7 protein-coding genes and 3 pseudogenes are annotated in these 13,114 nt (G+C 57.2%); 6 read left to right on the top strand and 4 right to left on the bottom strand.

Annotated elements, in window-relative coordinates; genetic code table 11:
- Positions 1 to 131 precede the first annotated feature (131 nt).
- From RHIBR816_RS0130745 to RHIBR816_RS34850, 5 genes and pseudogenes are all read left to right on the top strand, one after another.
- On the top strand, positions 132 to 1,820 hold the full coding sequence (locus RHIBR816_RS0130745) for a trimethylamine methyltransferase family protein (protein WP_018240429.1): 1,689 nt from the start codon (positions 132 to 134) through the stop codon (positions 1,818 to 1,820).
- A gap of 573 nt (positions 1,821 to 2,393) precedes the next feature.
- On the top strand, positions 2,394 to 3,881 hold the full coding sequence (locus RHIBR816_RS0130740) for an aldehyde dehydrogenase (protein ID WP_018240428.1): 1,488 nt from the start codon (positions 2,394 to 2,396) through the stop codon (positions 3,879 to 3,881).
- A gap of 1 nt (position 3,882) precedes the next feature.
- Entirely contained in the window at positions 3,883 to 4,773 is an 891-nt protein-coding gene (locus RHIBR816_RS0130735; protein WP_018240427.1) for a dihydrodipicolinate synthase family protein, read from the top strand.
- The gene (locus tag RHIBR816_RS0130730; protein WP_026187626.1) at positions 4,770 to 6,107 is read left to right on the top strand and encodes an FAD-binding oxidoreductase; all 1,338 of its coding nucleotides are present in this window, start codon (positions 4,770 to 4,772) and stop codon (positions 6,105 to 6,107) included. Before RHIBR816_RS0130735 ends, RHIBR816_RS0130730 begins: the two co-directional genes overlap by 4 nt.
- 64 nt (positions 6,108 to 6,171) lie before the next feature.
- Positions 6,172 to 7,154 (top strand): annotated as a pseudogene (locus RHIBR816_RS34850) (glycine betaine ABC transporter substrate-binding protein).
- 473 nt (positions 7,155 to 7,627) lie between these two features.
- Here RHIBR816_RS34850 and RHIBR816_RS38695 read toward each other — a convergent pair.
- The 4 genes and pseudogenes from RHIBR816_RS38695 to RHIBR816_RS36690 form a co-directional block, all read right to left on the bottom strand.
- Positions 7,628 to 7,836: pseudogene (locus tag RHIBR816_RS38695) on the bottom strand (transposase); the annotation flags it as partial.
- Between the two features lie 42 nt (positions 7,837 to 7,878).
- The gene (locus RHIBR816_RS0130720) at positions 7,879 to 9,183 is read right to left on the bottom strand and encodes an amidohydrolase family protein (protein WP_018240425.1); all 1,305 of its coding nucleotides are present in this window, start codon (positions 9,181 to 9,183) and stop codon (positions 7,879 to 7,881) included.
- A 462-nt stretch (positions 9,184 to 9,645) separates the two neighbouring features.
- Positions 9,646 to 10,617 carry a glycine betaine/L-proline ABC transporter substrate-binding protein ProX gene (gene proX, locus RHIBR816_RS0130715; RefSeq protein WP_018240424.1) on the bottom strand — a complete coding sequence of 324 codons (972 nt, stop codon included), beginning with the start codon at positions 10,615 to 10,617 and terminating at the stop codon, positions 9,646 to 9,648.
- A 605-nt stretch (positions 10,618 to 11,222) separates the two neighbouring features.
- A pseudogene (locus tag RHIBR816_RS36690) lies at positions 11,223 to 11,396 on the bottom strand (transposase); the annotation flags it as partial.
- A 954-nt stretch (positions 11,397 to 12,350) separates the two neighbouring features.
- Here RHIBR816_RS36690 and RHIBR816_RS0130700 point away from each other — a divergent pair.
- Positions 12,351 to 13,112 (top strand): SDR family NAD(P)-dependent oxidoreductase, encoded by a 762-nt coding sequence (locus RHIBR816_RS0130700; protein WP_026187625.1) that lies wholly within the window; start codon positions 12,351 to 12,353, stop codon positions 13,110 to 13,112.
- Positions 13,113 to 13,114: the final 2 nt, after the last annotated feature.

Raw genomic sequence — 13,114 nt, 5'->3', positions numbered from 1 at the left:
GCCCTTGATAAGACCAAGTTGATCCCAGGTGGGTGATGCGACCAATCGATTTGGTCATGGAAACGATTAAGCGCCATTTAAGTGTTGCGGCGTTTGCGTGGTCACTAGGCGTTGCGGGAGAGGAAAAGCAAATGAGCGACATGACAGATCATGGCGGCGCGGGTGAAGGCGGCGGACGCCGCGCGCGTGGCGAGGGACGTGGGGCGGCGGCGCGCCGGGCATCCCGCACCGGCGGCGGTCCCGGACCGTCCCTTCCCTATATCCAGCGTAAGATTCGCGAGTACGAGGTGCTCGACGAGGAAGGCCTGCAGCTCATCGAGCGGAATGCCGATATGGTTCTCGAAGAAATCGGGATCGAATTACGCGACGACGCCGAAGCGCTCGACCTGTGGAAGGCCGCCGGCGCCGACGTGCGCGGCCAGCGCGTTCATTTCCCTAAGGGACTTTGCCGCGAACTGCTGAAGACCATGCCGTCGAACTTCACCTGGCATGCGCGCAATCCCGAGCGCAGCGCTCACGTGGGCGGCAAGGCGACGATCTTCGCGCCGGTCTATGGACCTCCCTTTGTTCGCGACCTCGACGGCAACCGCCGCTACGCGACGATCGAGGACTTCCGCAATTTCGTGAAGCTCGCCTATTTGGCGCCGTCGATGCATTCGTCCGGCGGCACGGTCTGCGAGCCGGTCGATATTCCGGTCAACAAGCGCCACCTTGATATGGTCTACAGCCATATCAAATATTCCGACAAACCGTTCATGGGCTCGGTCACCGCACCCGAGCGCGCCGAAGACACGATCGCCATGGCGAAGATCGTTTTCGGCGACGACTTCGTCGAGAAGAACACGGTGACGTTGAACCTCATCAACGCCAACTCGCCGATGGTCTTCGACGAGACCATGGTGGGCGCGCTCAAGGTCTATGCGCGCCACAACCAGGCTTGCGTGCTTTCGCCGTTCATCCTCTCCGGTGCGATGAGCCCGGTGACCGTCGCCGGCACACTCACGCAGATTCTGGCCGAAGTGCTCGCGGGTGCCTCGTTCACCCAGCTCATTCGCAAGGGCGCGCCGGTGCTGTTCGGCACCTTCGCCGCCTCGATCTCGATGCAGTCGGGTGCGCCGACCTTCGGGACGCCGGAGCCGTCGCTCGTCTCCTACGGCGCGGCGCAGCTCGCCCGCCGTCTCGGTCTGCCGTTCCGTACCGGCGGCTCGCTCTGCGGCTCCAAGGTTCCGGACGCTCAGGCGGCGCACGAGTCTGCGAACACGCTCAACATGACGCTGCTCGCCGGCACCAACTTCGTGCTGCACGCAGCCGGCTGGCTCGAAGGCGGTCTCGTGTCGTCCTACGAGAAGTTCATGATCGACCAGGACCAGCTCGGCATGATGCAGAAGATGGCGGAAGGCGTCGATCTTTCGGAGAACGCCCAGGCACTCGATGCGATCCGCGAGGTTGGCCCTGGCAGCCATTATCTCGGCTGCGCCCACACGCAGGCGAACTTCCAGACGGCCTTCTACCGTTCGCCGCTCGCGGACAACAACTCCTTCGAGCAGTGGGAAATCGAAGGCCAGAAGCGGATCGAAGAGCGCGCCAATGCGCTCGCCCGTTCCTGGCTCGATCATTACGAGGCGCCTTACCTCGATCCGGCGATCGACGAAGCGCTCAAGGAGTACATCGCCAAGCGCAAGGATTCGATGCCGGACGTTTTTACTTGGAAATCCACCGAGCGGCCCAGGGAACAAGGCGGCGCGGCGCAGGTGGCCGACATGATCCAGAAGGAGGTCTGGCGTCCCCATTACGAACTTGAGGGGCCGAAACCCAAATGAAATGCCTGCGTTTTAACTGCCGACAGGCAATTCGGAACGGTCAAGAACCGGACCTTCGTTTTGATCCATAAAGAAGTGCAGGTCCGTCTCAGTTGTGTCAAAGCTCGTTTACGAACTCCGCTGCCCGAGGCTGTCCGGTCGACGTCATTGCGCGCGCATTCCCGGGCTGGATTTGTGACAGCATTTAAAGGCGTCGGCAGTGACACGGATATGCCATTCCGAACCGGGCTGATCCTTGCGGTCATGACCCTTTGTTATCCGACCCACTATTAATTCTCATTTGAAATTCGATCACCCGCTGCCTTAGAGTTCCTGCATTGCAAAAGCATGAGCTACGAGGCTCAATGAAGGTTATTGCCTCTGTTTCACTAAGCCCGGATGAGTTCCTTCTCCGCATAACTGGAGCGACCTGCGCCAGTTCGCCCAAGAGCGGACACTGATTTAGACAGCCCACCCGAAAAGCTAAGGAACCGCGGCACTTCAGCATGACCTGACCGACGCCATCGAAGCAATGGACGACGACCGCGTGGGACAACCGATTGCGGTATCGCAGTGACACAAGGGAGAAGAGGAATGCACGGCACGGCCGACTACAAGACGCAGGCGCAATCGCTAAGATTGCCGACCAAGATGATCGTGGGCGGAGCGCTGATGGCGGCCGCGTCGGGTAAGACCTATGCGACTGTCAATCCGGCCACCGGTAAGGTTCTGGCTGAGCTTCCGGCGGGATCGGCGACAGACGTCGACAACGCCGTTGCCGTCGCGCGGCAGGCGTTTGAGGACGGTCGTTGGTCAAAGCAGACTCCGGCAAGCCGCAAGCAAGTGCTTCTGAAACTCGCGTCGGTTATCGAGAAAAACGCCCTCGAACTTGCGCTTATGGAAAGCCTCGATAGCGGCAAGACTATCACCGACTGCATCAATATCGACGTGCCTGAGACCGTCAACAGTCTTCGATGGCATGCCGAAGCGATCGACAAAATATATGATCAGGTCTCGCCTGCGAACGACTCTTCGCTCGGACTTATCGTCCGCGAGCCGATCGGTGTCGTCGGCATTGTACTTCCGTGGAACTTCCCGCTGCTGATGCTTGCCTGGAAGATCGGTCCTGCTTTGGCCGCAGGTTGCACAGTGGTCGTGAAGCCCGCGGAAGAGACGTCGCTTACCACGCTGCGGGTAGCAGAACTTGCACTCGATGCTGGTCTGCCGCCTGGCGTTTTCAACGTCGTGACAGGCGATGGTCCAGATGTCGGCGAACCGATCGGTCGCCATCCGGACATCGACGCAATTTCCTTTACGGGCTCCAGCGAGACCGGCCGACGCTTCCTTAAGTACTCATCCGAGAGCAACTTGAAAGAAGTGGTGCTGGAGATGGGAGGTAAAAACCCGTGCATCGTCATGGACGACGTTCGCGACCTTGATGCTGTGGCGTCCCATATATGCAACGGCGCGTTCTGGAACGTGGGTCAGAATTGCTCCGCCATTTCGCGCCTATTCGTTCACAAGGACGTCAAAGATAGGCTCCTCGAAAAACTTGCAGAAGTCGCGAAAACTTGGACTGTGGGCGACCCGCTCGACCCTGACACCCGTATCGGACCGCTCATTTCGACGACCCACTTTGAAAAAGTAAGCGCCTATTTGGAAGGCGATGGCAGGGTGGTCGTCGGCGGAAAGATCATCGGCGGCACCACGGTCGAGCCCACTATCATCGAGTTTAAGCAGCACGAGGGTAAGCACGTTCGGGAAGAGATCTTTGGACCAATTCTCGCAATCATTGCGGTGAATTCCCTTGCAGAGGCGGTCTCGCTGGCAAATCAGACGGAATACGGCTTGGCGGCCTCCGTTTTCGTCGGCGATGGCACGCGAGCACTTCGCGCTGCTCGGGCGATCAAAGCGGGAACCGTTACCGTGAACTGCTATGGCGAGGGCGACGCCGCTACTCCCTTTGGCGGCTACAAGCAATCCGGCTTCGGCGGCCGGGACAAGGCTTTCCATGCGCATGATCAATATTGCCAGACGAAGACTCTGTGGGTCGACCTGAGCAGCTCCAACGAAGGTTTTTAATATGTCATCCTTTGCTTTTCCCGGACTCAATCTGGCCGTAACCACTCCATTTGACTCGAACGGACGAGTCGATTTCGCTCGCCTCGAGGAACTCATCGAGCGATATCTGGCCGCCGGCGTCGACGGTTTCGTGTTCAGTTCCGGCACAGGTATGCACGTCTATCTCACCCCGGAAGAGTCGAAATCCGTAATTGAGCGCGGCGCGCGCATCGTTGCGGGACGGGCCAAAGTGATCGCCCAGGCTTCGGCGCTGCTTACCGCTGATGCCGTCGAAAGAACACAATTCGCCAAAGATGCAGGTGCGGATGGTGTTATGGTGCTGCCCCCATTCTTCGAGGGTCCATCTGACGACGACAGCATCTTCGACTTTTACGCTCAAGTCGCTAAGGTCGGGTTGCCGATCATCGGCTACAACGTGCCTCAGGCGGTCGGTGTCCGGATTACCCCTGACCTCCTTCGAAAACTCTGCGAGCTACCTGAATTCCGCGCGGTGAAAGACAGCAGTGGAGACTTGATCTCGCAGGTGCGTCTGATCGGAACCGGCTTGGATGTTATCAACGGAGCCGATCCGCTGGTTCCTTTCTCGCTGCTTGCGGGTTGCTCGGGGTTGATCTGGGGCGGTGCAAACATTGCTCCGCGGACTTGCGTCGCAGTTACGAAGGCCGCAAAGGAGAAAAAATGGGATGATGTGCAGGTGATCTGGCGTCAACTCGAGCCGCTTATGTCCCTTCTTTGGGAGGGCGATTATGTTCAGAGTGTCTATGCGGCTGCAAGCCTCACCGGCTATAGCTGCGGCGAAGTGAGAAAGCCCTTTCGTTCCCTCTCGTCAGACCGGATCGCGGCGCTTCGGCAGGCGCTCGGCGGGCTGGTCGAGCAAGAAGCCGCGCGATGAACACGAAGACATTTCGCGCCCGTAGACTACCCGCGCATGGACCGCTACCGGGCTGGGCAGCGTTGCTCCCGTCGAGAACGCCAACGCCCCAGTTGGATCAAGCAATCAGCGTCGATGTCATCATCATTGGCGCTGGCTTTGCCGGCTTAGCAGCCGCAACGAGGTTGGCTCAGCTTGATCCAAAACTTTCCGTTGCTGTCATTGATGCCGATGTCGTCGGGAACGGGGCCAGTGGCCGGAATTCCGGTTTTCTCATCGATCTGCCCCACGACATTGCGTCAGGCAACTTTGGTGTGGACACTGCTGCAAAAAGCCGCAACGAAATAGCCGTCGCCCGGACAGCTATCCAACATTATGCCCGGCTGGCGGCAGAGAATGGCTGGGACAAGGAAGTCTTTGATCCCAGCGGCAAATATAGCGTGGCCATGACTGATGCGGGCGCGGAACATCTCACGGCGTACTCTGGTAAGCTCAACGCGTTGGGCGAACCCCACCAGCTTCTGAGTGCCGCGGAGATTGGGGATGTCACGGGGACGCGCTCTTTCAAGTCGGGGCTTTTCACACCTGGTGCCGCCATAGTTCAACCAGCAGCGCTTGTGAGGGCGATTGCCGATCATTTTCAAGAGCCCATTAGGTTGTTCGAGCGAACGCCTGCCATGTCTATCGAAACATCGTCGGGCGGATGCACGGTGAAGACGCCGAAAGGCGAGGTCAGAGCCGCCAAGGTCATCTTGGCGACAAACGGTCACGCAGAAAGCTTTGGCTTCGGGAGCGGGGAACTTCTCCATATCTTCACATATGCCTCACTGACCGAGCCGTTCGATCCTTCGGCACTGCGCGGACATCGGAAATGGGCGGCCACTCCGGCCGCACCGATGGGCACGACTGTTAGGCGGATCAATGGGACTGATGGCGACCGAATTCTCATACGTTCGCGCTACACATATAACCCGAAGATCGAGGTTGGCGCGGGCTCGATCAAGAGTGCGAGCAACCTTCATGACCGCAAGTTCGCAGACCGCTTTCCTGATCATCGTGATTTGAAGATGCAGTACCGTTGGGCGGGTGCAATGGCGCTCACTTGGAATACTGTGCCTTTGTTCGGCCAAGTGGAGAAGGGGATCTTCGTCGCGTGCGCTTGCAACGGCATAGGGGGGACAAAGTCCACTGCCGCGGGAATTGCAACGGCGGAACTCATCGTCGGACATCGTTCCCAGCTTGGTGAAATTTTCAAGGCATTCGATAAACCCCAAACGTTGCCTCCAAGTCCGCTCACTGGCGTAGGGGCGCGGTTGAACCTTGCATACAGAGAATGGCGGGCGGGCCGCGAATAGGGTCCAGTGTCGCTCGACGGTTCGCAGTCCGGACTAGCAGCCAGTTTATTTTTGGAGCGCAAAAATGAAGAAAATCTTGGTGGGATCAACGTTGATGACGTTGTCCTACATCGGTTTCACGCCAATCGCGAACGCACAGGAATGCGGCACGGTGACAATCGCAAGCATGAACTGGCAAAGCGCCGAGGTCCTCGCGAGCATCGACAAGTTCATTCTTGAGAAGGGTCTCGGCTGCGCTGCGGAGACGACAATCGGGGACACGGTCCCGACCATCACCTCGATGGCCGAGAAAGGGCCAGCCGGACATCGCTCCTGAGACCTGGATCGACCAAGTGCCGGAGGTGATGAAGCGTGGCGTCGAAGCTGGCAACATCGTGGTAGGTGCGAACACCTTCATCAAGGGAGGTCTGAACGGCTGGTGGATTCCGATACGCGCAACCGGGCATCAGGACCATCGCTCAAGCACCCCGAACTCTTCCCAGATCCAGAAGACCCCAGCAAGGGCGCCATCTTCAACGGACCGCTGTGCCGGAGCCGTCGTGACCTCCCAGATTTTCAAGGGCTTCGGAACCCAGAAGGCGGGGGGTTTAGGCTCGTCGACTCGGGCTCCGCCGCCGGCCTCGACGGTGCGCTTGCAAAGGCTTACGAGCGCAAGGAGGGATGGCTCGTCTCTACTCGTCTCCGACGGCGGTGCTCGGCAAGTACCCAATGGTACGGCTTGACTCGGGCGTTACCTGCAATGTCGCCGAATGGCAGCGTTGCACCACCGTGGAAGCCTGCATCGATCCGAAGCCCAATTATTGGGGTAGCGATGCCGTGAAGGTTCTGGTGGCGAAGCGCTTCGCCGATCGTGCTTCCGCCGATGTCATGCTCTACCTGGAGACCCGGACAATCGACAACGACGAGACCAGCAAGTTGATGGCATGGATGACGGACAACCAGGCGACTGGCGAGGAAGGCGCATTCCATTTCCTCAAAGATAATCAGGACATCTGGACCAAATGGGTCTCGCCGGGAGCAGCCGAAAAGATCAAGGCGTCTCTGTAAAACCTCTGTCCGGCAGCCTCCCACGTGGCCGCCGGACCCCGCCAATCAATAACTCGTGAAGAGATCATTGGGAGCAGGGAATGAGAAACGAGATGGAATGGTTCATTACTTTTCCGTGCATGAATGCCTGAGGGATCTGAAAAATTGTATCGACGAGCGATATCGTTCGTTCACCAGCGCTGCGATGCCATCGAGAGCATCTTCTCACCGCTCCAGACGTCGGTCGATCAGAATCTCATCCGCGGGTTGCATATCGCCTTCCCTGTCTTCGTCTCGGGGCTTGTCCTTGGTCTAGAGGACGGGCGTCGGGCGCATGGGCTCTCCCCACCGTGCCCTACCCCCTGGCGATGTGCAGCGGATCGGATCGAAACCCCTGTGACGGTGCTGTGTGACCTCCCGGCCAATGACCCACAAGAATGCGGCCATCTCGCCGGCGATCGCGGCCACGACTGCCGGCGGCTTCTTGCCGGCAGCGCAAGGGAGACGATCACAAGCATACGTGGCTTACGGACGAGCATGCCCCCGAGCCACGATCCCTCTGGCAGACCACGATGAGCGGCTTGCCGGACCACGGAGCTGCCTTCGAGAATAAGTAGGCGTCGCAATGTTCGCTCGCCCATTTCGATGTCGCGCCAAGTTTCTGTTTTCCGCCAGTCGATCGCTGAAGTGGCGTCAGGCCGAGGCTTCACCCACCGCTGCGAAGCGCTGCGTGGTGGCAAAAACGTTAAGCCGCCCTTGCTTTAGGAAACAGTTCATTGGCGTTTAACTGCATGAGGCGGGTAACCAGCTCGGGCACAGCACCGCGGTCGATCCACCTGCGATCAACTAACGCCGAAATGGACTCTGCGATACCTCTGCGAGCGATCACACTATGGCCGACGATGTTCTCTGCAACGATGAAATCGCCCCCGAAAGTGAGAATCTTGTGAGCAGGGACCGACACCAGGAATTCGGTGAGGAAACGAACGCATGCATCCGGATTGATGATCCACGCCCAACACAGGTCAACATAGGCATTGCTGTATTGCTTACAAAGAGCAAGATACTCGTCCTGATACGGATAACCAATGTGCATGAGTACAAATCGGATATTTGGATAGGTTTGCAGCAATAGGCAGACGTCGACCGCATTATCCCGCACTCGACCTAGAGGCATCGAATCGTTGGTGGCTAGGTATCCTGTGTGGAGCTTCACAGGTAGCCCGTATTCCTGGGCCTTTCGTAGGCAATAGTGAAAAAGATAATCTTCGAGCGCCTGCGCGCCTTCTGAGCCTATGAATGGCCGCGCTGCAATGAGTGTAGTAAACTGTTGCTCCGCGACATGTCGATCGACGTGACCGAAGTTCAAGGCTCTGTAATAAGCTCCTACGTACTTTACCGCGACCGCCTTGTTTCCAAACTTCTCGAAGTAAAGATCGATCGCGGCCAGCCAGTCATCGAATGAACCGATCTGGACGCCAAGTTCTGATTCGACGTTTTTGATGTCCGTAAGGCTGCAACGGCTCAGCTCCATAATGCTAAGGTCCTGCCTAAGTAGCGATGGTTGGGCGGTCTCCATAAATATCCGCTCCAAAGAGTTCACGTGGCATTCCGAGATCCGGCAAACTTCCTTGAGAACGCGTTCGTAGAGGCCAGGCTTCCTCACATCTTGATATTGGCTGGCGAGCTGCTCAATGTTTTCGATAGCGAAGGATTTTACGCCGTAAAGTTCCCTGATCGTGATGGAGAACGTTTTCGCATACCCAGTATGTTGAACGCGCTCCCAATAGGGCGAAACTATCTTAAACTTATCAAGCGGGGAGACCTCAGGATCATAAAATTGCCTCTTGTCCTCGGCGCCCATCCCCGCGCAGTCGAGATCCTGCTGCAGGTAGTCTCTGAATAGTAATGCCCAATCGTCGCAGGGAAGAAGCCGGTCGCTGCGCGAAGAAAATCGACGCGACTCCTCTACCAAATGCTCGTGCGTGTCAACAAAAACAGTCTCCGCTACTATATCCTGAATCCAAGTTAATGTCTCGGTTCGGCTCATTATACATCCTTTCCGGTTTCGAACTGCCGTCGACCTTCACACCTTAAGGATCTCACGCAAGTTCCTCGAGGCCCGTTGTTATTAGTCACATTCCTGATCAAACGTCTGTATTGGATAACGGAGTTTAATGCGATGCAGGCAAGGCGCGCCGGTGCCGGTTTCGCGAGAGAAGAAACCACGAATTCGGTCGTTGAACGGGGTTCCATTTCCGCGGGCTCGATCGGCGGAACTCCTCGAGCTAATTTCGTAAGTGCCGCGACCCTCTTCGCAGCAAGCGGAGCGGACCGCACACGCCGGCATATGATTGTCGCTGCCGGTGGTCAAAGGACGGGCGCCGATGGTAACGTTCTTGGCATATGCGCATCCCTCCGAGTGCTCCCGAGGAGATAGGAGGATCCTCGCCGCCGTTTCCCGGACATTCCGAAGTAACGGCGGCACCCGTAGGCGCCGCCGCCAGCGTTGTTACTTGGCTGCTTTGGCTTCTGCAATCCACTTGTCCCATTCGGATTTGTGTGCGGCGATCCAGTCTGTCGTGCGCTTCAAAACCTGCTCGCTTGATTTCTCACCCTTAAAGATGAACTGGTTTTCTGCATTGATGTCTTCAGTCGGAATCCGCACCAGCTCAAAGAACCTCCTTGCTGAGGGATTGGCTTTCAAGAATGCTGTGTTCGCGATTACCATCACGTCATTAACAGGGAAGCCAAGATTTCCGAGGACGGGCAAAGTTGTATTGTCTGTCTGACCATCGGGGAGCGTGGTTTGCTTAACGTTCAGCCAAACCACGTCTTTACCTGGCCGAAGCACCGACGAAAGCCAAAAAGGAGTCCAAGTGTAATACAATACGGACTTACCTTCTTTGAAGCGCTGGATTGCATCTGGAATAATAGCGTTATAACCACCTTGTAGGTGTTCAACAGTGTCCCGAAGACCATAGGCGTCGAGGTGGTGTTCGATGACGCGTTCACAGCCCCAACCGGGGTCGCAGCCGTAAAGGTCGGCTTTTCCGTCGCCGTCGATGTCGAACAGCTTAGCTTTCTCTGGGTCCTTCAAGTCTTCGAGATACTTGATTCCCGCCGCGTCGGCGGTCTTCTTGTCGATCAGGTAGCCCTGAATGGCATTGCTCCACAGCTTGCCTATCGGCATCAGTTTGGCAGCTCCGCCAGCCTTCTCCCAAAACGCTTTGTGCAGAGGCTCCCAGTGCTCAGCGTTGAAATCAAGGTCGCCGTTACCAATAGAGACGTGATACAGCTCGATCTGGAGCTGTGCTGGCTCGGCAACATCGTAACCGAGATCCTTTAGACCCTGCATGACTACATAGGTCTGAAAGAGCGTATCAGGAGTCCCGTTCCAAGCAGGTCTTACTCGCTCCGCCGCGTGCGCCATGCTGTATGAGCCCAGCAGGAGAGACGCGAGAATAGCAGTCTTAATTTTCATAGTTCAGTTCCCTCTTTTTTTATTTGCGTTCTTAATCAATCGCTGTGAGCCCTCATCTTTGGGGGATCGCGCCGCTTCAAAGGACGCGCTCGGCTCGTGGACGGCGGCGTCTCCAGCTCAGTGTGCGCGCTATCTCCTTACACTCGCGAGCCTATGTTGCGCGCGTTCCTGAAGCCATCAGGTCTTTGAACGTGATGTCCGGCAAGGGTCGGAACTGCTGAAATCTCTCCAGTTGTGATGGAGAGCCAGTCCAAGCTCGGCGGCACCAATTTGCAATCCATTACAGCGCTTGTATTTCTTGCTCGAGATGCTGGCGACCAGCGACGCTGAAATGCTGCAGTAGTGAGCTATAGGCAGCGGCGGCCCGTATTTCAAATGAGTATTAATCACGCGCGTGATAACCACGCGTCATGACGGAGCCCGAGGATCGCTACGAGAGCGGCATCGGCGACCCTACTTCCTTGGATCAGTACGAAGAGCGGGAAGCAGGCGCATGACCACAAGGCCATGGCGCCGGACGGTGCGCTCTGAGAGACCTCGATGACGTCTCAGCCAGACTGGAAGGTCAGCCATTTCGGTGCTTTGGTGTTGCCCCATACATGTCGCAGGACGGATGTCGCGCCGGTAACGAGCAGATAACAAAGCTCCGGATTGTCGATCTTCAATATTTTGCCCAACCGCTCCTTGCCTCCGCTCGAATGGGATCTTGGCGTCAATCCTAGCCAGACGGAGAAATGGCGCCGGGTTTGAACCAACTCGGATCTGGAACAAACACCTTGCTCGGCGACAACCCTCGCTCAAGTTTGTGATCTGTCGCGCCAGCGACTCGATTTGATCATAATTGCGTCAAAGCGAAGCTGGCAGTCCGGCAAGCCGTACCGAGGGCGGCAATGATGCCCAGCACCGACAAGTACCCACGCAGCGCGTCGATCACCTGAGTTTGCTGACGAACAAACACCAAGTCGCACCTGCTATTCGGCCGTCTTCAACGGGAGCGCATCGTTTTGCGCCTCAGCGTATCCGTCTCCCCACCACTTCACAAACGGGTTGGTGTAAGCCGGTGGGGTCCAGAGCACCTCGTGATCGAGCGCACCAACTTCGCGCGCGCCATGATACGCGCTGCCGCAGGTTGCGGATTCGGACGATTCACCGGACAGCACTTCCGCTCAAAAACCGGACACAATTGGAGTGCATCTTAGACTGAGACAGAGGAAAATGTATTCCTAGCTGGGCTAGACTGGCCTGACAATGCTCGGCTATGGAGCCTCGGCCCGTCATTTCGGGGCAACGGCCGCAAAGCGTGAAGATCGCTGTCGCGGAGCTCGAAGAGGATGCGGTAGGCCGCTTTGCTCCGGATTGAGGCCGTTGTCCCGACAGCTGATCAGTCGACCCATCAAATACTTGAACCGCGCAAGTCGGTTCCAAATTCGTGGCGGAGTGCAGGCTCGTGGCACCGCTGAAGGAAAGGGGCCGCGCGGCCACAGACCAAGTCCTTGCCTTCTAGGTGCGGCGGAGACGTCATCGCGGTATCTCGGAGTGCACCGTCCGGCGCCATGGTCTATGGCCAGCCCTTGCTTCGCGCAGGCGGGTCAACACATTGGCCATAACTTTAGCTTACCATCGCCATCACTTTTTATCTGGTTGCTGATCGATCTAGATTGCCGATATGCATTCTAAACAGCTTGAGACGAACTGCATCCTATTAGCAAACTTTTGATGGCTTGGTAAATATTATGACTTCTTCATCGCAGGTAGTTATTGTCACCGGAGCGACGTCAGGTATTGGCGAAGCGGTGGTGCGGGCTTTTGCCCAAACAAACGCGTCGCTTGTTTTGGTTGGGCGGGATCCACACCGTGGACGGGTAGCTTTGGAAGCTGCGCGAAAACTCGGATGCTCAGCTGAATTGTTGTTGGGAGACGTAACGCGCTCCGCTTTTGCCGATGACGTCGTGCAAGCTACAGTTGAGCGTTTTGGCAAGGTCACCACCTTGGTTAATAGCGCCGGGATTATAAGACGTGGGAGCGCGCTAGAAACGACAGACGATGATTGGCACCAGACCTTCGAGGCCAACGTTAATGGCGTTTTCTATTTCAGCCGTGCTGCGGCTCGGGCGATGCGAGTTTCCGGAGGCGGCAGTATCGTGAACATTGCGTCCAATGTGGGTTTGGTTGGGTGCCCGGGACTTGTCGCCTATTGCGCTTCGAAGGGCGCAGTCGTCCTTCTTACGAAAGCCATGGCTCTTGACCATGCTCGAGAGGGCATTCGTGTCAATGCGATCTGTCCTGGCGCTGTAGACACGCCCATGCTGGTATCAGCTCACCAAAACCCGGTGAGCGCCGAAGAGGTGCTTCAAAGAAATATAGAGGCGGTTCCGCAGGGCCGCGTCGCAACACCCGACGAGATCGCGGCTTTGGCAATGTTCCTGGCGAGTGATGGTGCACAACATATCACCGGAGTTGCCGTTCCGATCGACGGTGGATTTACGGCAGGATAGGA

This window comes from Ensifer sp. BR816, assembly GCF_000378985.1.
In the GTDB taxonomy this organism is placed as follows: domain Bacteria; phylum Pseudomonadota; class Alphaproteobacteria; order Rhizobiales; family Rhizobiaceae; genus Sinorhizobium.
Note: the sequence above shows the minus strand (reverse complement) of the source record. Positions and strands in the feature narration are given on the sequence as shown.

Coding starts and splice junctions, on each gene's coding strand:
- RHIBR816_RS0130745 (WP_018240429.1), top strand. CDS start 132: ATGAGCGACATGACAGATCATGGCGGCGCGGGTGAAGGCGGCGGACGC.
- RHIBR816_RS0130740 (WP_018240428.1), top strand. CDS start 2,394: ATGCACGGCACGGCCGACTACAAGACGCAGGCGCAATCGCTAAGATTG.
- RHIBR816_RS0130735 (WP_018240427.1), top strand. CDS start 3,883: ATGTCATCCTTTGCTTTTCCCGGACTCAATCTGGCCGTAACCACTCCA.
- RHIBR816_RS0130730 (WP_026187626.1), top strand. CDS start 4,770: ATGAACACGAAGACATTTCGCGCCCGTAGACTACCCGCGCATGGACCG.
- RHIBR816_RS0130720 (WP_018240425.1), bottom strand. CDS start 9,183: ATGAGCCGAACCGAGACATTAACTTGGATTCAGGATATAGTAGCGGAG.
- proX (WP_018240424.1), bottom strand. CDS start 10,617: ATGAAAATTAAGACTGCTATTCTCGCGTCTCTCCTGCTGGGCTCATAC.
- RHIBR816_RS0130700 (WP_026187625.1), top strand. CDS start 12,351: ATGACTTCTTCATCGCAGGTAGTTATTGTCACCGGAGCGACGTCAGGT.